The organism is Pseudomonas putida, assembly GCF_001976065.1.
GTDB classification, from domain to species: Bacteria; Pseudomonadota; Gammaproteobacteria; order Pseudomonadales; family Pseudomonadaceae; genus Aquipseudomonas; species Aquipseudomonas serbica.
This window is the reverse complement of sequence record NZ_MNAH01000009.1, coordinates 1-22,827: the sequence shown is the minus strand read 5'-3', so window position 1 is coordinate 22,827 and position 22,827 is coordinate 1. Positions and strand designations below refer to the sequence as shown.

The 22,827-nt window shown below is 61.9% G+C and carries 19 protein-coding genes; 8 read left to right on the top strand and 11 right to left on the bottom strand.

The genetic code is table 11. From position 1 onward, the window contains the following. Positions 1–160: 160 nt before the first annotated feature. The 3 genes from chrA (at position 161) to BKX96_RS25260 (ending at position 4,731) form a co-directional block, all read left to right on the top strand. A complete protein-coding gene (gene chrA / locus BKX96_RS25270) occupies positions 161–1,519 on the top strand; it encodes a chromate efflux transporter (protein WP_077185771.1) in 1,359 nt (452 codons plus the stop codon). Positions 1,520–1,919: 400 nt separating this feature from the next. After that, entirely contained in the window at positions 1,920–3,284 is a 1,365-nt protein-coding gene (locus BKX96_RS25265; RefSeq protein WP_077185770.1) for a glutamine synthetase family protein, read from the top strand. 160 nt (positions 3,285–3,444) lie between these two features. After that, positions 3,445–4,731 carry an NAD(P)/FAD-dependent oxidoreductase gene (locus BKX96_RS25260; RefSeq protein ID WP_077185874.1) on the top strand — a complete coding sequence of 429 codons (1,287 nt, stop codon included), beginning with the start codon at positions 3,445–3,447 and terminating at the stop codon, positions 4,729–4,731. A gap of 85 nt (positions 4,732–4,816) precedes the next feature. Here the strand turns inward: BKX96_RS25260 and BKX96_RS25255 are convergent, their stop codons facing one another. Next, complete coding sequence (locus tag BKX96_RS25255; protein ID WP_077185769.1) at positions 4,817–5,605, bottom strand: DeoR/GlpR family DNA-binding transcription regulator; 789 nt, start codon at positions 5,603–5,605, stop codon at positions 4,817–4,819. A gap of 469 nt (positions 5,606–6,074) precedes the next feature. Here BKX96_RS25255 and napE point away from each other — a divergent pair, with 469 nt between their 5' ends. The 5 genes from napE to BKX96_RS25230 are packed head-to-tail and all read left to right on the top strand — an operon-like array spanning position 6,075 to position 10,139. After that, complete coding sequence (napE, locus tag BKX96_RS25250; protein ID WP_046817268.1) at positions 6,075–6,242, top strand: periplasmic nitrate reductase, NapE protein; 168 nt, start codon at positions 6,075–6,077, stop codon at positions 6,240–6,242. A 32-nt stretch (positions 6,243–6,274) separates the two neighbouring features. Beyond that, complete coding sequence (locus BKX96_RS25245) at positions 6,275–6,535, top strand: chaperone NapD (RefSeq protein WP_077185768.1); 261 nt, start codon at positions 6,275–6,277, stop codon at positions 6,533–6,535. Then, entirely contained in the window at positions 6,532–9,036 is a 2,505-nt protein-coding gene (napA, locus tag BKX96_RS25240; protein WP_046817266.1) for a nitrate reductase catalytic subunit NapA, read from the top strand. The genes BKX96_RS25245 and napA overlap by 4 nt, the downstream gene beginning before the upstream one ends. Positions 9,037–9,047: 11 nt before the next feature. Continuing rightward, entirely contained in the window at positions 9,048–9,533 is a 486-nt protein-coding gene (locus tag BKX96_RS25235) for a nitrate reductase cytochrome c-type subunit (protein WP_046817265.1), read from the top strand. Positions 9,534–9,542: 9 nt separating this feature from the next. After that, complete coding sequence (locus BKX96_RS25230; RefSeq protein WP_046817264.1) at positions 9,543–10,139, top strand: cytochrome c3 family protein; 597 nt, start codon at positions 9,543–9,545, stop codon at positions 10,137–10,139. Positions 10,140–10,143: 4 nt separating this feature from the next. Here BKX96_RS25230 and BKX96_RS25225 read toward each other — a convergent pair whose 3' ends face one another. The 10 genes from BKX96_RS25225 to tli1a all read right to left on the bottom strand — a co-directional run bounded on the left by BKX96_RS25225 (position 10,144) and on the right by tli1a (position 22,759). Beyond that, entirely contained in the window at positions 10,144–10,812 is a 669-nt protein-coding gene (locus BKX96_RS25225; RefSeq protein WP_077185767.1) for an ATPase, read from the bottom strand. Between the two features lie 108 nt (positions 10,813–10,920). Further along, positions 10,921–12,120 (bottom strand): OmpA family protein, encoded by a 1,200-nt coding sequence (locus BKX96_RS25220; RefSeq protein ID WP_046817263.1) that lies wholly within the window; start codon positions 12,118–12,120, stop codon positions 10,921–10,923. Positions 12,121–12,135: 15 nt separating this feature from the next. After that, positions 12,136–12,585, bottom strand: a complete 450-nt coding sequence (gene tssE, locus BKX96_RS25215; protein ID WP_046817262.1) for a type VI secretion system baseplate subunit TssE — start codon at positions 12,583–12,585, stop codon at positions 12,136–12,138. 3 nt (positions 12,586–12,588) lie between these two features. Continuing rightward, entirely contained in the window at positions 12,589–13,125 is a 537-nt protein-coding gene (gene tssJ, locus BKX96_RS25210) for a type VI secretion system lipoprotein TssJ (RefSeq protein ID WP_046817261.1), read from the bottom strand. After that, entirely contained in the window at positions 13,106–14,203 is a 1,098-nt protein-coding gene (gene tssG / locus BKX96_RS25205) for a type VI secretion system baseplate subunit TssG (RefSeq protein ID WP_077185766.1), read from the bottom strand. The genes tssJ and tssG overlap by 20 nt, the downstream gene beginning before the upstream one ends. Then, positions 14,167–15,936 (bottom strand): type VI secretion system baseplate subunit TssF, encoded by a 1,770-nt coding sequence (gene tssF / locus BKX96_RS25200; RefSeq protein WP_077185765.1) that lies wholly within the window; start codon positions 15,934–15,936, stop codon positions 14,167–14,169. The genes tssG and tssF overlap by 37 nt, the downstream gene beginning before the upstream one ends. A gap of 24 nt (positions 15,937–15,960) precedes the next feature. Next, a complete protein-coding gene (gene tssA, locus BKX96_RS25195) occupies positions 15,961–17,547 on the bottom strand; it encodes a type VI secretion system protein TssA (protein ID WP_046817258.1) in 1,587 nt (528 codons plus the stop codon). Further along, positions 17,544–20,909, bottom strand: a complete 3,366-nt coding sequence (locus tag BKX96_RS25190) for an ImcF-related family protein (RefSeq protein ID WP_256721629.1) — start codon at positions 20,907–20,909, stop codon at positions 17,544–17,546. Before BKX96_RS25190 ends, tssA begins: the two co-directional genes overlap by 4 nt. Then, positions 20,896–22,071, bottom strand: coding sequence for a KPHS_23130 family T6SS system protein (locus tag BKX96_RS25185; protein ID WP_077185764.1), 1,176 nt, complete (start codon positions 22,069–22,071; stop codon positions 20,896–20,898). Before BKX96_RS25185 ends, BKX96_RS25190 begins: the two co-directional genes overlap by 14 nt. A 115-nt stretch (positions 22,072–22,186) precedes the next feature. Then, positions 22,187–22,759 (bottom strand): Tli1a family immunity protein, encoded by a 573-nt coding sequence (gene tli1a, locus BKX96_RS25180; protein WP_082240510.1) that lies wholly within the window; start codon positions 22,757–22,759, stop codon positions 22,187–22,189. Positions 22,760–22,827: the final 68 nt, after the last annotated feature.

Here is a 22,827-nt window from a genome sequence, read left to right as displayed (position 1 = left end):
CTTGAGCCGGTGGATTTCGTGTTGAGTTGATACACAAAACCTGCAGGCTGCCGGTTCGAGCCCAGTACGCCGGTAGGCTCTACCCTGACAGGCGACTACCCAAAGCCCGGCGTCACGGCTAAAGTCACTGGCTCAAAGCGCCTCTGCAAGGAACATTCGCTTGAGCCCCACGCCCACCCCGAACACCCCGTCAGCGCACACAAAGCCTGCAGCAATCAGCCTGCAAGAAGCATTTCGCTTCTGGCTCAAGCTCGGCTTCATCAGTTTCGGCGGGCCGGCGGGGCAGATTTCGATCATGCACCAGGAACTGGTCGAACGCCGGCGCTGGATCTCCGAGCGGCGATTCCTGCATGCGCTCAACTATTGCATGTTGCTGCCTGGCCCCGAGGCCCAGCAACTGGCGACCTACATCGGCTGGCTGATGCACCGGACCTGGGGTGGCGTGATCGCCGGAGGGTTGTTCGTGCTGCCGTCACTGTTCATCCTGATTGCCCTGTCGTGGGTGTACATCGCCTTCGGTGAGGTGCCGGCGGTGGCCGGGTTGTTTTACGGGATCAAGCCTGCCGTGACCGCCATCGTGCTGCAGGCGGCACATCGGATCGGCTCCCGGGCATTGAAAAACGGCTGGATGTGGGGCATTGCCGCCGCATCATTCGTGGCTATTTTCGCGCTCAACGTGCCGTTTCCGCTGATCGTGCTGGGGGCGGCCATCATCGGGTATTTTGGCGGGCGTCTGGCACCCGAACAGTTCCGCACCGGTGGCCACGGCGCTGCGCAAAAATCCTTCGGCGCGGCGGTGATCGATGACGACACACCGACGCCTGAACACGCCCGCTTCAGTCGCTGGAAATCACTGCGCCTGGCCCTCATTGGCGCGGTGTTGTGGACGCTGCCGATGGCCACGCTCACCGCCCTGTTCGGCTGGGAAGGCACGTTGACGCAGATGAGCTGGTTCTTTACCAAGGCGGCGTTGCTGACCTTCGGCGGTGCGTACGCGGTGCTGCCCTATGTGTACCAGGGCGCGGTCGGCCACTATGGATGGCTGACGCCGACGCAGATGATCGATGGCCTGGCGCTCGGCGAAACCACCCCCGGGCCACTGATCATGGTCGTTGCCTTCGTCGGTTTTATCGGCGGCTACGTGCATCAGGTGTTCGGTCCCGATCAGGCCTTTTTCGCCGGTGCGGTTGCCGCCATGCTGGTGACCTGGTTCACCTTCCTGCCTTCGTTCCTGTTCATTCTCGCCGGCGGCCCCTTGGTGGAATCGACGCACAACGAACTCAAATTCACCGCGCCGCTGACAGCGATCACGGCCGCTGTGGTCGGGGTGATTGTCAATCTGGCGTGCTTCTTTGGCTATCACGTACTGTGGCCCAAAGGCTTCGACGGTCACCTGGATTGGCCTTCGCTGCTGATCGCGATCGCGGCGGCCGTTGCCTTGCTGCGGTTCAAGCGTGGGGTGATCGAAGTGTTGTCCGGTTGCGCCTTGATCGGATTGGGCGTGCACCTGCTTCGCTGAAAACAGACGTTTACAGCGTTCACTTTCACCCCTAGTATCCAGTCACTGCGGATAGCTCGTTATCCGCCACCGACGATTTCCCCTGCTGGAAACCTGAGTCATGAGTACCTCACCGTCAGAGCATCACTTGCTGGATGTCTCGATCCTGACCACACCTGTGTTGGTCGCGGACGGCATTGCCTCATGAAACGCATCGTCAACCTGCCCATGGCCCTTCGCCGCTCCAAACTGCGCCACTCCGCACGCCCGCCGGATAGCCCCCTGCTCGCCTGATCGCGTCCACGACGCGTCGAGCCCCCAGCTTTTCGCTATCGCTGCCAGCCCGCGGCGGGTCTTTATCCGTCGTCGTGCCCTGGCCTGAATCCGTGCGTCCGCGGGACGCCCACGTGAGTGACGAACAATGAAATTCGCAGCCCTTGAAGACGCCCAATCCTTTTTGGCGAACAACCCCGATATCGACATGATCGAGCTGTTCATTCTCGATGCCAACGGTGTGCCGCGCGGCAAGCTGTTGCACCGCGAGGAACTGCTGGCGGTGTATGAGAGCGGTCGCCCGCTGCCCAGCACCATTCTCGGCCTGACCCTGCAAGGCGATGACGTCGAGAACTCCGGGCTGGTCTGGGAGGTGGGCGACATCGACTGCCGCGCCTATCCGCTCGAAGGCAGCCTGGTGCGTTTGCCGTGGCGGCAGATTCCGACGGCGGCGGTGCAGGTCAGCATGCACCCGCAAGAAGGCATGCCGGCGAGCATCGCAGACCCGCGTCATCTGCTGATCAAGGTCATCGACCGCCTGCAAGCCGAGGGATACTACCCGGTGATGGCGTGCGAACTGGAGTTCTATCTGCTGGATGCCAAGCGCGACCACAACGGTCGTCCGCAACCGGCGCTGGACGCGGACGGCGGTCGACCGCGACACACTCAGGTCTATGGCCTGCGCGAACTGGAGCAGATCGAACCCTTCCTCGCCGACCTCTATGCCGCGTGCAAACTCCATGGCATCCCGGCGCGCACGGCGATTTCCGAGTACGCCCCGGGGCAAGTGGAAATCACCCTGGAACATGGCGATGCCTTGCAGGCGATGGATCAGGCGGTGCGTTACAAACGACTGGTGAAGGCCGTGGCCCACAAGCACGGCATGCAGGCGACGTTCATGGCCAAACCCTTCGATCACCTGGCGGGCACCGGCATGCACATGCACGTCAGCATCGCCGACGCCGAAGGCCGCAACCTGTTCGCCTCCGAGGACCCCGCCGGCACCCCGCTGCTGCGCACGGCCATCGGCGGCATGCTCGCCAGCCTGCTCGATTCGCTGTTGCTGTTCTGCCCCAACGCCAACTCCTACCGGCGTTTCCAGGCCAACAGCTATGCGCCGCTGGCCCCGACCTGGGGCGTCGACAACCGCACCGTCAGCCTGCGTGTGCCCGGCGGCCCGGCCAACAGCCGGCACATCGAACACCGCATCTGCGGTGCCGACGCCAACCCGTACCTGGCCGCGGCGGCGATCCTGGCCGGCATCCATCGCGGCATCAGCGAGAACCTCGACCCGGGGGAACCGGTACAAGGCAACGGCTACGCGCAAGCCACGCAATTGCTGCCGACCGACTGGCTGACGTCACTGACGGCGCTGGAAAATTCGGTGTGGGCGCGGGACGCATTGGGCCAGGAATTCCTGGGGGTGTATCTGGCGGTCAAGCGTGCAGAGTATCGACAGTTCATGGCTGAAGTGGGTGAACAGGATTGGCGTTGGTATTTGACTGAGGCGTGAGCCTGTTAATCAGCCAACCCGCGCCCCTGTGGGAGCGAGCCTGCTCGCGAAAGCGGTGTATCAGTCACTACAAGTGCTGAATGTGCCGGCCTATTCGCGAGCAGGCTCGCTCCCACAAGGATCGCGCTGTCTGTCTACCTCTTTTCGCCTGGGCATGAACATGACTCAACCACGCTGCAATTCCTACTACACCGCCACCCTCAACCACGAAACCGACTACCCCACCCTGCAAGGCCAGCACCGCGTCGACGTCGTCATCATCGGCGGCGGCTTCACCGGCGTCGCCACGGCGATCGAACTGGCGGAAAAAGGCCTGAAGGTCGCCATCGTCGAAAGCCACAAGATCGGCTGGGGCGCCACCGGGCGCAACGGCGGCCAGGTCACCGGTAGCCTCTCGGGTGAAGAAGCGATGCGCAAACAGATGCGTCGCACCCTGGGCGAAGACGTCGATGACTTCATCTGGCACCTGCGCTGGCGCGGGCACCAGATCATCGAGCAACGGGTGGAGAAATACGGCATCGCCTGCGACCTCAAGCACGGTCACCTGCACGCCGCGTACAAACCGGTGCACATGGACGGTTTGCGCAAGGACTACGACGAAGCGCTGCGCCGTGGCATGGGCGACGACGTCAGCCTGCTCGACCGCAGCCAGGTGCGCGACCTGCTGCAAAGCGACCTTTACCACGGCGCGATCAAGAACACCCGCAACATGCACCTGCACCCGCTCAACCTGTGCATCGGCGAAGCCCGCGCAGCGCAAAGCCTCGGCGCGTTGATCTTCGAAAACAGCGAAGTGCTGGAGATCATTCACGGCGACAAGCCAGGCATACGCACCGCCCACGGCCGCATCGACGCCAACCAGGTGCTGTTGGCCGGCGACGTCTATCACAAACTGGAACCGGGCAAGCTCAAGGGCAAGATCTTCCCGGCCATGGGCGGCATCGTCACCACCGCGCCGCTGGGTGACCTGGCCCAACAGATCAACCGCGAAGACCTGGCCGTCTATGACTGCCGCTTCGTACTCGACTATTACCGCCTGACCGCCGACGGCCGCCTGTTGTTCGGCGGTGGCGCCAACTACAGCGGCAAGGATTCGCGCGACATCGCCGCCGAGTTGCGCCCGTGCATCGAACAAACATTCCCGGCACTCAAAGGCGTGGCCATCGATTACCAGTGGAGCTGCGCCATGGGGATCGTGATCAACCGCATCCCGCAACTGGGCAAACTCTCGGACAACGTCTGGTACTGTCAGGGCTACTCCGGCCACGGCATCGCCACCACCCACATCATGGGCGAAATCATGGGCCGCGCGATCACCGGGCAGCTTGAAAATTTTGATACCTTCGCCGCCTGCCAACACATCCGCGTGCCCATGGGCGACCTGCTCGGCAACCCGATGCTGGCGGCGGGGATGTGGTATTACCAGATGCTGGAGCGGTTGCGATAGGTCTGCACAGATAGCTGGAACAACAAAAATCCAACTGTGGGAGCAAGCTCGCTCCCACAGTTTGTGTTTCCGTGAGACATAACGCTCAAGCCTCCACCTGCACCACCTCGATCCCCAACTTGCGGTAATCCTCGACGTTGCCCGTCGCCACATGCCGCTCCGTGATCAGCGTGTGCAGGCGCTCGCAAGGCGCCACCACGAACGGCTCCACCGCGCCCAGCTTGTCCGCCGTGGTGACTGCGATGACCTGCCTCGCGCTGTCGAGCATCGCCTGTTTCACCGGCACTTCATCGAAATGCAGTGAGCTGATGCCGACTTGCGGATGAATCGCACAGACCCCGGTAAACAACAGGTCCGCCTTGATGCCTTCGAGCAAGCGCAGGGTTTCATGGCCGCTGGCCGACAGGGTCGCAGGGTTGAGTTGGCCCCCTGCCAGGATCACCTTGATGCCTTTGAATTCGGACAAGGTAATGGCCGTCATCGGCGACGCGGTCACCGCCGTGATGCAGATGTCCGAAGGCAACAACCGCGCGATCTGCAACGTGGTGGTGCCCGAGTCGAACATCACGATCTGGCCATTCTCGACCCGACTCGCCGCCAGCTGCGCCAGACGGGTTTTGACTTCGTCGGTTTCGCTGATCCGGGTGAAGTAGTCCTTGCCCGTGTCCTTGGGGCGCGGCAACGCCCCGCCATGCACCCGCTGCACCAGCCCGGCATTGTCCAGCTCCGCGAGATCCCGGCGAATGGTGTCCTCGGAAACCGCGAAATGCTGGCTCAATTCGGACGCCATGACCTTGCCGTCACGCTCCAGGATCAAGAGAATTTTCTGTCGGCGCAGATGAGGAAGCTCGGTTGCGGAATGCTGATCGTGCATGGTTTTGCCTGTTTATGCGTGAAGTTGCTGGTTTGCCGAGATTAGCCAAACAGTGCAGCAAACACAAACCCCAAGCCATGTATCAATTCTTTCGATCTTTCAAATCACCAAGGCGAATTTTTTATTTGCGTGCGACCTGTTCAAGATGAGCGCCATCACCCCTGTATCGGAAACAAACGTCATGAATATCAATTTCGCCTTTGCCTGCATGGTCGTCGTCTCGTTCACCATCGCCCTGGCGCACACCTGATCGCAAACAGCTCGCACTAAGTAATTGCCCCGTACAGAACGGTGCCTTCAGGCCCGTTCTCGCTTTTTTAACTCCATCGCTGTGATCGCTCGATGAGTTAAAACCACGCTTCTCAGAACAATGCCTATTGGCCACCGCTGGTCGACAAAACCCGCTGTAATTAAACCCTGCAAAATTTACTGATCTAGTCTGAGTGCAAGTTCGGCTGGAGCGCACTCCATGTCATTGACCGAAGAGCAAAAACCGCAGCGACGCAAGGAAATGCGCCTGTTTCTGTTTCTTGTCGTCTGCCTGTTTCCGCTACTTTCAGTCGCCATCGTCGGCGGTTACGGTTTCATCATTTGGTTTTTCCAGATGCTCTACGGCCCACCCGGACCACCCAACTAAAAGCCTTCCATCAGAGCCTGTTGGAGTCAGCCATGGACGAACCCCTGCACATAGCCAGCCTTGTGGTACTTGCCCGACCTGAACTGTTTGATGCCGTCAAAGCCAACCTGCGCCTATTGGACGGTGTGGAGTTACATCAGGAAAGTGCCGCCGGCAAACTGGTGGTAGTCCTCGAGGCCGTACACGAAAACCAGATCCTGCAACGCATCGATCAAATCAACAATTTGCCGGGCGTGCTCAACGCCGCGCTGATCTATCACGAAATTCTCGATCCCGCGGGAGACATCCAATGAACATGTCGCGCCGAGCATTCGTCAAGGCCCAGGCGGCCGCCATCGCAGCGTCCGCAGCCGGCCTGCCGATCTTCACCACGGCCAGCAACCTGGTGACCGAGGCGGACATGGTCACCCTGGACTGGAACAAGGCGCCCTGCCGTTTCTGTGGCACCGGGTGCAGTGTGATGGTCGCGACCCGGGACAACCGAGTGGTCGCCACCCATGGCGACGTCAAGGCCGAAGTGAATCGCGGGTTGAACTGCGTGAAGGGCTATTTCCTGTCCAAGATCATGTACGGCGTTGACCGCCTGACTCAGCCGCTGCTGCGCATGACCAACGGGAAGTACGACAAGCAGGGCGAGTTCCAGCCGATCAGCTGGGACAAGGCTTTCGACATCATGGAAGAAAAATTCAAGCAGGCCCTGAAAAACAAGGGACCCGAATCGATCGGCATGTTCGGTTCGGGGCAATGGACGGTGTGGGAAGGTTATGCCGCCAACAAGCTCATGAAGGCCGGCTTTCGCAGCAACAACATCGACCCCAATGCCCGTCATTGCATGGCCTCGGCGGTGATGGGATTCATGCGCACCTTTGGCATGGATGAGCCGATGGGTTGCTACGACGACATCGAGGCCACCGACGCCTTTGTGCTGTGGGGCTCGAACATGGCGGAGATGCACCCGATCCTGTGGAGTCGGGTCACCGACCGGCGCCTGAGCTATCCGCACGTGAAAGTCGCGGTGTTGTCGACCTTCGAACACCGCAGCTTCGAACTGGCCGACATCCCCATGGTGTTCAAGCCGCAAACCGACCTGTTGATTCTCAACTACATCGCCAACCACATCATTGAAAGCGGCGCGGTCAATCAGGATTTCATCAGCAAGCACACGCGCTTCGCCAAGGGCGCCGACGATATCGGCTACGGCTTGCGTGCCGATGATCCGCGGGAAAAACAGGCGAAGAATGCCGACAAGGCCAATACCTGGACGGACATGTCCTTCGAGCAGTTCGCCGCGTTCGTCAAACCCTACACCCTTGAACGCACTGCCAAAGAAACCGGGGTCGCACCCGAGCGCATCAAGGCCCTGGCCGATCTCTATGCCGATCCCAAGTGTAAAGTCGTGTCGTTCTGGACCATGGGCTTCAACCAGCACACCCGCGGGGTGTGGGCCAACAACCTGATCTACAACATTCATTTGCTCACGGGCAAGATCAGCGAACCGGGCAACAGCCCTTTCTCGTTGACCGGCCAACCGTCGGCCTGTGGCACCGCGCGCGAAGTCGGGACTTTCTCCCACCGCCTTCCCGCCGACATGGTGGTAACCAACCCGAAACACCGCGCCACCGCCGAAAAAATCTGGAAACTACCCACCGGCACCATTCAGGAGAAAGTCGGCTTTCATGCGGTACAACAAAGCCGCATGCTCAAGGACGGCGTACTTAACGTCTACTGGACCCAGGCCAGCAACAACATGCAGGCCGGGCCCAACATCATGCAGGAAGTCTTGCCGGGCTGGCGCAACCCGGAAAACTTCGTGATCGTCTCGGACGTCTACCCCACCGTTTCCGCCCAGGCCGCCGACCTGATCCTGCCCAGCGCCATGTGGGTGGAAAAAGAAGGCGCCTTTGGCAACGCCGAACGCCGCACGCAATTCTGGCATCAGTTGGTCAGCGCACCGGGGGACGCCAGGTCCGACCTATGGCAATTGGTGGAGTTTTCCAAGCGCTTCACCACCGATGAAACCTGGCCCGCCGAATTGCTGGCCAAGGCGCCGGAGTACAAGGGCAAAACCCTGTTCGAGGTGCTGTTCAAAAATGGCCAGGTGGACGAGTTTCCGGTGGAGCAGATCGAGTCCGGCTACAAGAACGATGAAGCCAAGGCCTTCGGTTTCTACCTGCAAAAGGGTCTGTTCGAAGAGTACGCCCAGTTTGGTCGCGGCCATGGCCACGACCTGGCGGCCTTCGATCGTTACCACACCGAGCGTGGCCTGCGCTGGCCTGTGGTTGACGGCAAGGAAACCCGCTGGCGTTACCGCGAGGGGCTCGACCCCTACGTGGAAACGGGCAGCGAAGTACAGTTCTACGGCTATCCGGACAAGAAGGCGATCATCTTCGCCCTGCCCTATGAGCCACCGGCCGAAGCTCCGGATGCCGACTACCCGTTCTGGCTGAGCACCGGCCGGGTCCTTGAACATTGGCACACGGGCACCATGACCCAACGGGTCGATGAACTCTACAAAGCCGTGCCGGACGCGCTGGTCTACATGCACCCCGAGGACGCCAGGGCCATGAAGGCACGCCGCGGCAGTGAAGTGAAACTGATCAGCCGGCGCGGCGAAATGCGTGCTCGCATCGAAACCCGCGGGCGCAACAAACCGCCACGCGGCCTGGTGTTCGTGCCGTTTTTCGATGCCAACAAGCTGATCAACAAGGTCACGCTCGACGCCACCGACCCGATCTCCAAGCAGACCGATTACAAGAAATGCGCCATCCGCATCGAGTTGATCAGCGTGGCTTGAGGAGAACCGCCATGACTTTTCGCATCCTGCCGTTGTTCCTGCTCGCCGTGATGGGCGCGGTGATCGCCGCCGAGGTCGACTACCCACTGGATGCACCGGGCCCGGACGGACGCCGGCCCGGCGGCACCCTGACGCAAAACGCGCCTGCGCCACCACTGGCCGAGGATGAAAACAAGGACCTCAAGCGCGAGCGCAATTATCCTGACCAACCGCCAACCATCCCCCACAGTATTCGCGGCTATCAGATCGACAGGAACGGCAATAAATGCCTGTCCTGCCACAGCCGGGCCAACAGCCCACGCAGCCAGGCGACGATGATCAGCATCACCCACTACATGGACCGCGACGGCCAGGCGCTGGCGGCCGTCTCACCGCGTCGCTACTTCTGCAACCAATGCCATGTGCCGCAAAAAGATGTGCTGCCGCTGGTGGGCAACAGCTTCGAGACCATCGACAAAATCCTGCAAGACGACGCCAACGCGGCGCAGAAACCTTGAGGAGGCGCCATGAAAGCACTGTTCGCCCTGCTTAAGGACTACTGGGGCATCCTGTGTCGGCCGAGTGTGTATTTCAGCCTGGGTTTTTTGACACTGGGCGGTTTTATCGCCGGGATCATTTTCTGGGGGGGATTCAACACGGCACTGGAACTGACGAACACCGAGAAATTCTGCATTTCCTGCCACGAGATGCGCGATAACGTGTTTGTCGAACTGCAGGACACCATCCACTACACCAACCGCTCGGGCGTGCGTGCGAGTTGCCCGGATTGTCACGTGCCCCATGAATGGACCCACAAGATCGCACGTAAGATGCAGGCATCGAAGGAGGTCTGGGGCAAACTGTTCGGCACCATCGACACCCGCGACAAGTTCCTCACCCTGCGCCGTGAACTGGCGGAACATGAATGGGCCAGGCTCAAGGCCAACGATTCGCGCGAATGCCGCAACTGCCACAACTTCGAGTTCATGGACTTTACCCGCCAGGGCAAACGTGCGGCGGCCATGCACTCGACCTCACTGGCCAAGGGAGAGGCAACCTGCATCGACTGCCACAAGGGCATTGCGCACAAGCTACCCGATATGAGCGGCGTCAAAGGCTGGTAGCTGTTCAGTTGCTCGCGACATGATCCACATGGTCGGCCGTCACCAGTGACTTCAACGACGCATCGAACTGTTTCAACGCATTCACCTGCAACACCGTTTGCTGATTGATCTGCGCGGCAATCTGCGGCGCGGCCTTGCCATGCACCCACACCGAGGGCATCTGCTTGGCACGTGAACCTGCAGCCTGGCCGATGTATTGCAGGTTCGCATCGTAGAACTTGGCCACGAACCGCGCTTCAACCTGATTGTTGCGTTTCGACACCAGGCGACTGTAGCTGTCGAGCATCACCACCACATCCGAATGCGCCTGCAGCGCCGCATCAAGGCTGTCGTATACCGTCACCGCCGCGAACTCTTTGTGCAACGATGCCAGCAACCATCCGATCGCCCGTTGCGGATCGGAACTGTCGACGAACGCCTGGCTGATCCGCGAATCCAGCCCGGGGTTCTGCGCCCCCTTCACCGCCACATCGTGGTAGCTCTCCAGGTATTGCTGGGTATTGAGGGTGTTTTGGCTGTAGAGCACCGCCACTGTTTGCGAGTGTTGCAAACGGGTGGCGCTGTCTGCAATCGACGGGAAGTGGCAGGTCGCATCGGCAGCAATGGCCGGTGCAGTGGCAGCGATGCCACCGCTGAATACGGCGACAAAAGCCAGCAGGGTCGAGAGTCTCATCGCGCTTATTCCTTCAATGGCGAGATCGGTATCACGCTATCTTCCTCCCTTGGTGGAAAAACTGAACTTGCATTGCTTGATGATGGGTATCGAGCAAATGAATGGTTGCTATGACGGCACCTGCTCGCCGGGTTTTCCGCAGGCACCGACCTGAGGCACCAGATGAATATCGACACGCCGGTTGGCCGCGCGCCCTGCTTCGCTGTCGTTGCTGGCGATTGGCTGGCTGTCGGCAAAACCCTGCACAGCGAAGCAACTGTCGGGAATATCTCCCATCCGCTGCATCCAGCTGCGCACCGCTGAAGCGCGAGCATGGGACAACTGCAAATTCTGCTCGGCATTGCCCTTGGCATCGCTGTGCCCGGCGATGACGATCAACCAGTCAGGTTGGGCCTTGATGTCGACCAGGGCACTGATCAAGACCTTGGTCGAGCCGGGCTTGAGCTCGGCACTCCCGGGGGCGAACAGGGACAGGCTGTCCAAACGTACGGGCTCGGGCACCACGGCTGGCGTCTGGAAGACACTGGTGAGGCGATTCACGCCCTCCTTGCCCGGGTTCGCCAGCCAGGTTGTCCATACGACACCCGCAGCCAAGGTAATTGTCGCGGCAGCCGCGAACAGCCAAGGGACAACATGATGCCTCCTTCTCTGCTGACCGCCCGCCAGCACCACAGGCATCGGTGGTGTCGGCAGGACCACCACCGGCATCACCTGGGGCGGTTGCGGCAGTCTCGTGGATAACGCCACCGCGTCGAACAGCCCATGGGATTGTCCATGGCTCTGGGCGTGGCTCTGCGCAAGTCGCTGCAGCAGGCTATCGACTTGCTGGCGCAGAGCGTGCAAGGAGCCCGGCGGGGGCTGCCCCTCTTGACCCAGTCGTGCATGCAGGCGCTCCAGCCCAGCGCCCAATTGGGCAATGGCAGGCAGACTCCAGTGTTGCAGCTCCAGGCTGCGCAACAGGGGCTGCAGGCGCGCGAACAGCCAAGCCAGGATGTCCAGGCGCGCCGGCTCCATCGCGGGCCACAGGGTCGGCCATTCGCAGACCAGCGCCTCGGTCAGCGCTATACCCTGAGTCATGCCCTCGAGGCCATGACGGTGACTACGGGCCAGTACGAAAGCCGCGGCTGTTTGCAACTCCGCACCGTTGTGCTGGAACAACGCCAGGCACAACTGCTCCACCTTGGCCCAATCCACATCCGGGCAGGCCGGATGACTCAGTCTGGCCAATTCCTCCCGCAGCACCTTGAACTCACTGAAGGCACTTGGATCACCGCCGAGCCTGATTCGCATTTCAAACAACGCTGTCATCGCGCATTCCTTTTGTTAACCAATTCCCGACATCGACAGGTAGTGCTGGCGCTTCAAGTGACGCACCAGGACATTGCCACCTGGCGTCAGGCTGGTGCCGAAGGTCACACGCCGCCCCCCTATGAGTTGCACCTCGAGGCTGTACTCCAGATGACCCGGTCGGGTCTGGGGCAAGAGCTCGATGCCAATCGTGGCCACCCGCGGCTCGTACTTGGCCAGGGTGTCGGCCATGGCACTCATCAGTCCATGCGCCGATCCGGGCAGGCCCTGGAGGATCTGACCCATGTCCGGCAAGCCATAATCGGGCAGATGCTCGAGCGCGCCGGCCCGGCTGTTGAGGATGCGGCGCAGGTTGTCCAGCACCGAGAGCGTGCACTGATCCTCTTCGGCGACCTGATGCAGGTCCAGTTCGCCGTCGAAGTTCTGCAGGAGTGTCTCGTACAGGGAGGGATTGAGATCGCCCATCCGTTACTCCTTGGCCAGCGGGCGCAGGGTAAGGCGGTTGCCCCCCAGCTCGATCACCCGCACCCGGTCCGGGTCGAGGTCATCGCGGGCCAGGGTCAGGCGCCAGCTATCGGTCCGGCTATCGAACTCCCGGAACAAGGCAACCACGGCAACGTAGCGTGCCTGCTTGTCCAAGGGGATGTTCAGTTGCGCGCCCTCGTCGGGCTTGATCACCAGGGTTCGCTTGTCCAGCAGGTCGACACTCAGCACGCGCTCATCATGGCTGAGCAAGCTGTCGTAGTTCGCCCTTTCCAGCGCCTTGCGGTCGCGCAGTTGATACACCCGCACCAGGGTCGGCACGGATAACGCATTCATGTCGATCCCGGCGGTGTTCAGTGCCGCGCGCCCGCTGAGGTCCAGGCGCAGTGTTTTCACTTGTTTGTAGAAAATCGCCTCGGTGGTCGAGGTCGTTGCGTCTGTCACGCTCTGGGTCACCCCGCATCCGCCGAGCACTACACCGAACGCGGCGATAGCCAATGATTTAGAAACGGTACGCGACATACTTTATCTCCCTTTCCCGGGGGTTGTCCTGCAGGCCTTGATAGCGGCCCAGGTTGATCGTGACGGTGGTGCTTTCGCCGGCCTGCCAGGCATCGCTGCCCAGGCCCAGCACCCCGGTCATGCCCAGCAAAATCTGCGCTCGTCCCAACAGCGGTGTCGGCAGGCTGTGCAGGGGCAACGACAGCTGCAGCTTTGCAGTGCAGCGCCAGCCCAGATACACGCGCAGCAATGCCCGCAGATCGTTGTACAACTGGCCACCCGGCAGCCAGCCACGTGCCTCGTGCCGGTCTTCGGTGAACAGCGCCAGGTGCAGTTGACTGTTTGCGTCGTAGGCGACACAGCCCAAGGGTGTGCCCTGGGACAGTCGCACCGGCTGTGTCGGGGACAGCCTCGCCGGTTGCGCCAATAGCACTTTGCGCGGCCAGTGGGGAGTCACCTGTGTACGGGTTTCGGGGGCCAGCAGCTTGACCAGCGCAGCGATGCCTTCGGCGTTGCGGGTGGGCAGGCGCATCACGCTGAGCAAGGCAAGGAAGCGCGATATCGGCGTGCCAACCTGCCTGGCCGTTCCGGGAATGCCCAGGCCAATCAGCCCCAACAGGCATTGCGAAGTCGCATCCGAGCCGCCGGCTTCGAAGGTTGCCGGATAGGAGTACTTGCGCCATATCCGGTAGAACTGGGTAAAGATCCGGTGGTTGAAAATGTCCAGGAAGGCTTCAAGCGCCTCGTGCCCCTCCCGTCGTTGGGCGATATCGTCCAGAAAAGCCGTCGGCAATGGCGAGTCCACACCGTACAGACCCAGCAGGCGCGTGCGCACTGTGGCCGGACGCCCAGGGTGTTTGTCGTCGGTTTCGATCGCCTTCAATTCACCGGCAGGGAAACCCATGCCGGGGTCTGGTCGAAAACGTACCGGGTCATCCGCCGGCGACGTTGTGCTGCCCAGTGGCGGGTGGTCGGGCAACGCCCGTTCGAGCAACTGGCAGAAGCGATACAGATCGGCTTCGGCCACCCGCCCCTGCAGTGCCTCGAGCAGACCGCCGGCTTTCAGCCGGGAATACGCTGACTGTGGTTCTCGTTCCATCGCAGGCACTTCCCAGAAGGTTGAAGGATCAGCGTGAGCTGGTTGTAGAGGTGGATGTCGGCGTAGAGGCCGAAGAACCGATTGAGCATTTCGCCGAACAGGCTGATGTCGCCCTCTGCGCTGAAGCCGTTGGCGTCCAGGGTGACTTCGATATCCACCCCGCGCAGCAGAAAGCCCTTTTCGAAGCGCTGCACCAGGTGGTGGCCGACCTCGACAATCGCGGCCAGGCGACGCCGGTTCAACTCACTGCCCGTCCAGTCGTACAACGCCAGCGTGCCGCGCAGCACTTCAGCGTTGTCGAGCATCGGCAGGAAATTCGAACCGAGATGGCTCAGCACCCGCCAGTGGAAGCGGTCGCGGTTGGGCGGATAGCACGGCAAGGTCGGCGCACACAGGTTGCGCACTCGCAAATCGACCTCGATCGATTGCACCGGCGTGTCGAGCAAGGTGCCTTGCAGAGCCTTGCGCGGCAGCTGGCCGTGGGTGCCAGTCAAGCGCAACGACAGGCTTTCGCTGGTGTCGAGTCGATCCTGATCGAAACCTTCGCCGCCCAGGATCAGCCAGGTGTCATGCAGGCCATTGGGGCCGCGCTTGAGTCGTGTATGGAAATAACGCTCGGGCGCTTCGTCACGCAACATGCCGCCCTTGTGACGAAAGCTGGTGAACGGCACGTATTCGTGGCGCACGGCACTCTTTGACGCAGTGACCCGATCCACCGAGTAGATTTCCGTATGACCGTCCTGCAAACGCATGGGACGAAGCAGGTAATCGGTTTGCAAGGGCGCCAAGGTCATGGGGTCGGACTCCAGCGTGAACAGGTTGATCACCGGCACGCAATTGAGGCGAATGTGCTCGGCGTTCGGCGTGAACGCTTGGGGCAACGGCTCGCTCAGCACCACCTCGAGTTCGAACCAGGGGGTATTCGGTGCCAGCTCCACCTGTTCGAGCCCGCAGAGGGTCACGAACATGAACTTCTCGCGAAAGGTGAAATACTCAAGCAGCAACTGATAGCCGCTGAAGGCACTGTCGCCTTTGGGCCACAATCGATCCTCATCGGCAAACCCCTTGGGCGAAAAATAACCCTCCAGCAGAGAGCGGCCCGCCTGGTCAGGCAGGCGTACATACAAGGCTTGAGCATTCAGGGTCAGCGCCTGATGCAGCGCACTGGCCAGTGCGGCATCGGCATTGAGGTACAACGGCAGGCGGCTCAGGTCGATCTCGCTGCAGTCGGCCATTGCCCCGCAAGTAAAGCGCAGTCGCAACAGCGAGCGACCGTCCGGTTCATAAGCCATCTGCACCGTTTCCAGCGCCAGCGGCTGTAATGTCAGGTCCTGAGTCGTGGTGTAGCGGCACCGGGTACGCAGCGGACCGATGGGTTGCGACAACACTTCGAAGCCGCTGGCGATCCGCTGGCTGCGCTTCATCTGTGCGAGCTCAGGCATCAGCTCGACAATCGAGAGCGATGGAATGGTGCGCAGGTAATGCGGCCAGAGCAGGCTGACCAGGCCTTCGGTCAGCTCCGGCAGGTCATCGTCGAGTTTTTCCCGCAGCCGCCCCATCAGGAAGGCAAAACCTTCAAACAGGCGCTCCACATAGGGGTCGCGCGCGCCCGACTTGTCCAGGTTCAGTTGGGCCGCCCGGTCCGGAAAGGCCTCCGCGAACTCCTTGCCGGCCTCGCGCAGGTAGCGCATCTCGGCGTCGAAATATTGCAGTGTCAGATTGTCGATGCTCACAGTAAGAATCCTGATAAAAGAGGTTTAGCCACAAAGTACTGCGGCACGTACCGGGTCGACCGCCACCAGCGCTGCCAGCAGCGCCTCCATCCGCCGGGCCAAGGTGGGCTTGTCCGCGTCATTGCGTTGAGCCTTCAAGCGCAACAGCTTGAGCAGGCGCGCCTTGACCTCGAAACTCAGTTCCGATTCCCATTCCGCCAGCCCATGGCGTTGCCCGCTGGCATCCAGTTCGCCCAGCAGGTGAATGGCCAGTTCGCTCTTGCCGTATTGCTCGGCCACCCGTGCCATCAGCAGGCGCAACAGCCAGCGCTGGCGACCGGTATGGATGCCCGGGCGTGCGGCCAGCCAGGCCAGTGAGTGTTCGACGCCGTCGCTGTCGGCCTGGGCCAGGGCTTCACCTTCGAGTGACAGGATCTCGGGGTCTGCGCCGGTCGCCGCAACGGGCGGCGCCGACAGCCATTGCTGAGGGCGATTGCCACAGACGTGCTGGCCGATCCACTCGCGGGTGGTCTCGTCCGCCAGGGGCGACCCGTCGCTCCAGCACAATGCCTCCAGCCCCGGCAATCGCTCGAGGAACATGCCCAGGTCGCGCTTGGCAATGTCGGCCCAGCTGTCCTGTGGCGCAGGCTGCTTGCTCAGTGCCTGGTAGTGGTACCACTGCAGATCCAGCCAGAAATGGTTCACGCCTTCGGCGAAAATCCGCTCCACCAGATCCAACAGTTCATTGAAGCTCTGTTGCAGATGCAGGCGCTTGAGTTGTGCCCGGTATTCGCCACGGGGTGGTGTCAGGCGAGTCTTGCCGCTGGCATCCTGGAGCGGAGCTTCATGCACGGTGTCCCAGCGCAGGCTTTTCATCAGTCGATGCGCCGCCAACCAACCCTGGGGCTGCTCGCGCAGATAACCGGCCAACGCCCGGCCGCTATCCAGCAGGTCGCGCCCTGACTTGATGGCCGTGGGGTCGGGGGCGGCCGTTCGGGTGTTCGTCTCAAAGCTGGCGCTGTTCTGCGGGACCAGCGCGTCGACCCCGCCGGACTGCGCCAGCCGCGCAGACAACGCGGCATACAGCGCACCGAGGGCGGGACGCTGATCCTGTGGCCAGGCAGCCAGCCCGTGCGCCAGCCAGGCCAGCGCCGCCACCGTACGCTCGGCCTCGTTCTTCACCACTTCGGGGTACCGCGACAGGGTGTCGAGCACTTTGCTGCTCGCCAGCCACTCCAGCGCCATCTTGCGGCTGTTGGGACGCGCAGGCAGCACCTGGACGGCGTAGCGTTCCAGCATTGCGGCCAACAGGTTCAGGCCGTCGGCCAAACCCGCTTCGCCATCCCTGTGCAAGCGTGCCCATATGTAATAAGTGACCACCCGCAGATCCTTGCAGGATCCGGCCAGCAGGGTCTGCGCCAGCTCGATGACCTGTTCGACATCGGCCCCGGACAGTTTGTTGACCTCCTCACGCATGCGCTGGAAATCATCATCGCAGGCCGGGTCTTCTCCTACGGGCAAGTCCGCGCCGATCGGCTGCAACCAGGATTGCCAGTGCCCTGCCTGCGCCCGGGCAAGGCCCAGGCCATCGCGCTCCCCCAGGCAACGTTCGATCAATCTGTCCAGGCTCATTCAAACCTTCCGTTCAGTGCATAGGGCACGGCTTTTTCGTCCTTGCCGAGAAAGATCTGCGCCGGCAACTTGAAGCCGCGCAGCTTGAGCAACGCCATCGGCCCCGCCCCCAGTTCGGTGCGTAGGTACCAGGTCAGGCCGATGCCATCGGGCGCCTTGAGCACCACGCGAAAACGGCTGTCGCCATCGTCCAGTGGCGTGACCAGGGCTTGCTCCAGCAGGCGGATCAGGCCCCAGGTGCCCGGGTAATCGCCAAACAGCCGTTCGTTGGCCTGCACGCTGGTCCAGGTCAGGCTCGCGCCGGGGTATTGGCTGCGACCCGGCCAGTTGAAGCGCTGCCAGCTTTCCTTCTGGTTGAAGTACTCGTGCTGTTCGCCGTTGAGGGTGAAGGTGGTCTGCACCACGTCGCGCACCGGTTTGCCTTGCAGTTCGAAACTCAAGCCCATGCCGCCGTCGGTAAACAGCACGTCGGCCAAATGGCTGAGCTGGTTGATCGCCTGGATGAACTGCGGGTTGAAGCGCAGGCCCTGGCTGTGTTGTGCGTCGGCCACCCAGCGGCTGCCTTCCTTGCGCAGCAAGCCACCGAGTTCACGCTGCAGAAATTGCTCGAGGCGCCCGGAGTCGGCGCGGATGATCTGCCCGAGCATCGGCAACGAGGCGTCGCTGGCAGTGGCCGCAAAGGGGTAGCGGCCGGTGAAGGCGTCGTCCCATTCACTGACGATCGCCCGTTGCCACTGGCGGTTGAGGCTGCTGGCCGAGGGTTGCAGGACGCGCTGCCAGGCCTGTTCCAGCGGCTGCACGAACAGGGTCTGGCCGATGCCGCCCCACTCCGCGCCGAGGCTGGCGGCGAGCTGGCTGCCGTAGGCGCGGGTGTCGGTGAGGTCGATGCTTTTGCCCTGGAACACGGTCTGCGCCAGGGTCTGGGTCATGTCCTGCGGGTCGGCGGCATGGTTCACCTGCTGCAGGGTCAGGCGCGTGCGTGTGACCTGGTTGAGGAAGGCTTGCAGGCTCAGGCGCTCACGCTCGTCCTGGCCCTCGGGGGTTTTGCCGAGCAGGGCCAGCAGCGGACCGAAGGTGGCGTCCAGGGGGCCTTTGGGTCCCTGCAGTGCCTGCTCGATCAGCGGCCCTGGGGCCTGGGCGATCAGCTTTTGCGCCGAGCTGATCAGCGAGTCGGCCAACGCCTGGGTGCGTGTGCCGGCCTGTCCTTGGTAGGCCAGGGTGTTCATCAGGGCGATCAGCGGCGACTGGCGCACGTCGCTCATCAGGGTCAACTGGTCGATCACCTCGCCCAGGCTGTTGGCCGGCTGCCAGCGCAGGCGGTTGAGAAACTTCAGCCAGGCGCTGGCGTAGTCCTGGAAGTAGCGCCGGGTCAGGCGTTCACGCAGCATGTCCGGGGTCAGCTCGGCGGCGATGTCACCGGGCTGGTCGCTGAGCACCCAATCGATCTCCTCGCGCCGCGCCTCGGCGATGGCGTCGATCGCCGGGCGCACCTGGCCTTCCCAGGCCTGGCGGGTGAACACCCCCGGCACGCTGGCCGTGTTGACGAACAGCGCCCGTGCCTCGGTGTCGCCGACCAACTGTTGCAGGTTCAACGCTGGGTAATGGTTGGCGGCCTCATCGAGGACGGTTTTATACAGGCTGGCTTCGGCATTGCGCTGGCCCAACTGGCCGAGCAGTAGCTGACGAACCTGGGCCACCCGCTTCGGGTCGGCCGCGATGCGCCAGTCCGGGTGCGCCGCCAGCTGCTCGCCATAAAATTGCCAGAGTGTTGGCGACAGGCCGTGCCACAGTCCCGGCGAAACCCCGGCGCCGCTCGGCTCGAGCGGGCCCAGGACCTTGACCAGAAAGGCCGCGTCGGCTTTTTCCGGGCGCGCCAGCATCAGGTAGGCTTTGAGGTATTCGTAGGCCTGCGGTGCGCGCTTGAGGCGTTCGGGGCTGTCGGCGGGGAGCTTGGTCAGGGCAGCGAGTTGTTGCTGCAGGCTGGCCACCGCCGGGTCGAGCAGCAGGCGCTGGTTGGCCTCGACGTAGGTGGGCCAGAGCATTTGCAGCAGTTGTGGGTTTTTGTTCAGGCCGAAGCGCTGGTACCAGGGCGTGCCGTGGGTGGCGCGGTATTCCAGGCGGCCCAGTTCGCGGGTCAGGTCATTCAGGGCGAGGAATTGTTCGTCAGGGGTTGATGAGTGTTGCAAGGTCGCCAGCGAAGTTTGCACCTGGGCGATGTGCACGCGGTTGGTGGCGAAGGACAGTAGCATGCCGGCGCTCCAGGCCAGTGCCAAGGCGAGCATCAGGGCCTGCGCAATGCGGATCGCGGGCCAGCCGAGTCGACGGGCGTGTGATTTTTTATCGCCGAGCACGCCTTGCCATACCGGCGCTATCGACCAGAAGTGACTGTGGTTATTGGGATCCGGCGACACCTCCGGTAACGGCAGGCTGAACCACAACCCGCGCAACGGCACGCTCCCGGCCAACTCGTCGAGCAACGGTGCCAGCGCCTGACGCCAACGGGCGATGCCCTCGCTCTGCAGATCGCGGGACAGGCGCAGCAAAAAGTCATGCTGCATCTGCCCACGCATCTGCTCCAGGCCCTCCTGGCGCAGGGGCTCGAGCAATTGCTCCAGGCGACTCTCCAGTTCGACGACAGTGAAACCGGCGGGCAACGCGCACCCCACCGGCTGCATCGGGCGCCCGTGCTGAAGCCAGCCACTGTCGCAGACCTGCCACAGGTGCAGCGGCAACTGCCAATGCAGCGCTCGCGCCAGATCGCACAGACGCCGCGCGTTTTCGCCGAGCGCCACGGCGTCGGTGGTCTGTTCCTTGTTCAAGGCCCAGACCACGCCATCGAAGGAACGCCAGCGGCTCAAACGCTGCCATTGGCTGAACAGCATTGGCGCCTGCACGCTACCGCCGAAAAGAAGCACGGTGTCCTGTGCATGCAGGAAGTACCGGGTGGTCAGACCGGGGACGATGGCTTCGATCTGTTCAGGTTCGCCGACGACCAGGAGCACGCGCACCTTGAGGTGCCAGAAGGGGCCGTAGTGCTTGCGCAAATCTGCGAGTGCATTGGCGCACTCGTCTGGTGGAGGTGCCTTGGTGTTCGGCAAGGGCAGTAGAGGCTGAGTGCCCATCACCAGCTTGTGAATTCCTTTCTTCAGGATCAACCAGATCGAACCTGCCAGGCTGAACAGCAGAGCCCAACACATCAGTCCTTTGAGCAGCAGATCCACCCACATGGCTTGGCTCACAGGACCGCGCCCTGTCCACAACCACCAGGTCACGCCACCCACCGTGACCACTACGGCCACGACCAGCGCCAGCAACAGCGCCGTCGGCCAGGACGATATTTTTGGAGCTTCAGCTATCTGCATGATCGGACTCCACAATGCCCAGGGCCAGGGTGTGTTGAGGGTCATTCGCCAACCAGGCACAAGGCACGCCATGCTGCTCGGCATACCAGGCAGCCAGGGTTTGCACGACCATGGCCTCGAGGTTCTGCAGCGCACCAAAGTTGGCGTCTTGCAGGTGTTGGCGGGTGTTCCAATCCATGACAGACAGCGGCGGCATGTCGGGTTGAGAGAACGACACGCATACCGGGGCCGAAGACTTCAGCTCGCTCTGTTGCGACGCCCGCTCGGCTACCGACGCCAGGCTCTCGGCATCCGCCGCGAACCACTCCCCGCGAGACAAGCGCACCCGACCTCGCGGGCCGAGCAACCACAACACGGCTGCCTCGCCCGCAGGCATGTGACTCTGTGCCTCGGGCGGCGAAGAGTGGCAACCGGCACAAAGAATGCGGATATCCCAGGCTGCCCCATGCAACCGATCAATGATCGAGTCAAGGCTCTGCATGCCTTGCCAGGGCTCGGGTTGTTCGGGCAACTGCATTTGCGGACAGCACTGCTTCATCTGTTCGACAAAGGCTTGCCAGGCGTCCAGTGAACCTTGCCAGTAACAACACACTGGCTGCACCACCTCGGGTTCCGTACGCTGCTCGACCCACTGCAGGGCCAGCAACGCTGCCAGTTGTCGTTCGCGCTCGGCGACATCGCGTCCAAGTACCTGGAGCAGTCGAATCGCCGGGCCCTCGGGCGTCGTCTCTGGCACTGGGGGTTGATGCTCAGGACTGAACAGGCTTTGTCGATGTTCGGGCGAACTGCAGGCGGCGCCCAACAGCACCGATTCGATCAACCCGACTTTCTGGCGATGGTGGGTCCACCAGGAGTGCTGAACCCGCGTGGCTGCATTGGCATGGTATCGCGCGACATGCCAGTTGAAACGGTAGTACAACACGCGCAACATCAGTGACAGCAACCACAACACTGCCACGCCAATCATCACACCCCAGACGGTGAAAATATAAAGTAAAGCTCGGAAGATATTCACAGAGTCACCCCGCCCAAGGTCGTACGTGTCCTCCAGAACGGCGCCACCAAACACCAAACTCAGCAGTGCTGCGCCGCTAACCAGCCATTGCTTGTAATTGGGGGGTTGCGCCTGCGGATAGGGGGCGTACTTGGGAGCCACTTTCATGGGGCCACCAACGTGTCGGCGCACTGCAACTGACGTAGCAGCGGCGATCCTTGTTTGGTGCATTGTGTTGTCAACTGACTGGCTGCAGTGCAGCCCATTCGCCCTTCGGCGTATTTCACTTCGGACATGACTGTGGCTCCGGTAAATGCAACGGGGTCTTGATCGGGTATTCGGGACTGCCGTAGGCGTAGCAGGAGGTGGTGACTTGCAGTTCTTCGCAGGGCAGGAAGTGCACGGTGAGGCCGCAGACTTTTTGGCCCGTGTAGTCAGGGACTGGGACGACTTTGCTGTGTTGGCGTTTTTGAGCTCGAATATTATTTCTCCAAACCAAGTAGTTCGCTTCATCCGCAAACCCAGGAAAGCCGTCTGAACTACCGACTCCTGTTTCCCAATCAATACGTACGGTCATACCCGGCTGCCAATGTGCCGGCGCGATATAGCAACAGCCGCCCCCGCCCCCCTGATAAGGCCCGATGATGTCGATACCCGAACGGCCATCGACACTGAAATGGTTGATTGCCCAGTGAGTGTGATTGATGGCGTCGAGCGTGCTGGCCTGAGCATGTTGTGCAAACAGGCTGCCGATCAAAGCGCCCACGACGACGGCCCGTTCGCACCATGGGCGGGCTTTGAACTCGGCCCTGCGGTCCTGTGCCACGCCTAGAAAAAAAAGTTCAGGCCGATGCATTTTTCACCTCATCAGCCTGGACATGGAACGCTTCCCACAGCGCTTCGATGTCTTGCATGGCCTGGGCC

Excerpts from the sequence above, each read along its gene's own strand:
- BKX96_RS25265 (WP_077185770.1), top strand. The coding sequence starts at position 1,920 with ATGAAATTCGCAGCCCTTGAAGACGCCCAATCCTTTTTGGCGAACAAC.
- BKX96_RS25260 (WP_077185874.1), top strand. The coding sequence starts at position 3,445 with ATGACTCAACCACGCTGCAATTCCTACTACACCGCCACCCTCAACCAC.
- BKX96_RS25255 (WP_077185769.1), bottom strand. The coding sequence starts at position 5,605 with ATGCACGATCAGCATTCCGCAACCGAGCTTCCTCATCTGCGCCGACAG.
- napE (WP_046817268.1), top strand. The coding sequence starts at position 6,075 with ATGTCATTGACCGAAGAGCAAAAACCGCAGCGACGCAAGGAAATGCGC.
- BKX96_RS25245 (WP_077185768.1), top strand. The coding sequence starts at position 6,275 with ATGGACGAACCCCTGCACATAGCCAGCCTTGTGGTACTTGCCCGACCT.
- napA (WP_046817266.1), top strand. The coding sequence starts at position 6,532 with ATGAACATGTCGCGCCGAGCATTCGTCAAGGCCCAGGCGGCCGCCATC.
- BKX96_RS25235 (WP_046817265.1), top strand. The coding sequence starts at position 9,048 with ATGACTTTTCGCATCCTGCCGTTGTTCCTGCTCGCCGTGATGGGCGCG.
- BKX96_RS25230 (WP_046817264.1), top strand. The coding sequence starts at position 9,543 with ATGAAAGCACTGTTCGCCCTGCTTAAGGACTACTGGGGCATCCTGTGT.
- BKX96_RS25225 (WP_077185767.1), bottom strand. The coding sequence starts at position 10,812 with ATGAGACTCTCGACCCTGCTGGCTTTTGTCGCCGTATTCAGCGGTGGC.
- BKX96_RS25220 (WP_046817263.1), bottom strand. The coding sequence starts at position 12,120 with ATGACAGCGTTGTTTGAAATGCGAATCAGGCTCGGCGGTGATCCAAGT.
- tssE (WP_046817262.1), bottom strand. The coding sequence starts at position 12,585 with ATGGGCGATCTCAATCCCTCCCTGTACGAGACACTCCTGCAGAACTTC.
- tssJ (WP_046817261.1), bottom strand. The coding sequence starts at position 13,125 with ATGTCGCGTACCGTTTCTAAATCATTGGCTATCGCCGCGTTCGGTGTA.
- tssG (WP_077185766.1), bottom strand. The coding sequence starts at position 14,203 with ATGGAACGAGAACCACAGTCAGCGTATTCCCGGCTGAAAGCCGGCGGT.
- tssA (WP_046817258.1), bottom strand. The coding sequence starts at position 17,547 with ATGAGCCTGGACAGATTGATCGAACGTTGCCTGGGGGAGCGCGATGGC.
- BKX96_RS25190 (WP_256721629.1), bottom strand. The coding sequence starts at position 20,909 with ATGCAGATAGCTGAAGCTCCAAAAATATCGTCCTGGCCGACGGCGCTG.
- BKX96_RS25185 (WP_077185764.1), bottom strand. The coding sequence starts at position 22,071 with ATGAAAGTGGCTCCCAAGTACGCCCCCTATCCGCAGGCGCAACCCCCC.
- tli1a (WP_082240510.1), bottom strand. The coding sequence starts at position 22,759 with ATGCATCGGCCTGAACTTTTTTTTCTAGGCGTGGCACAGGACCGCAGG.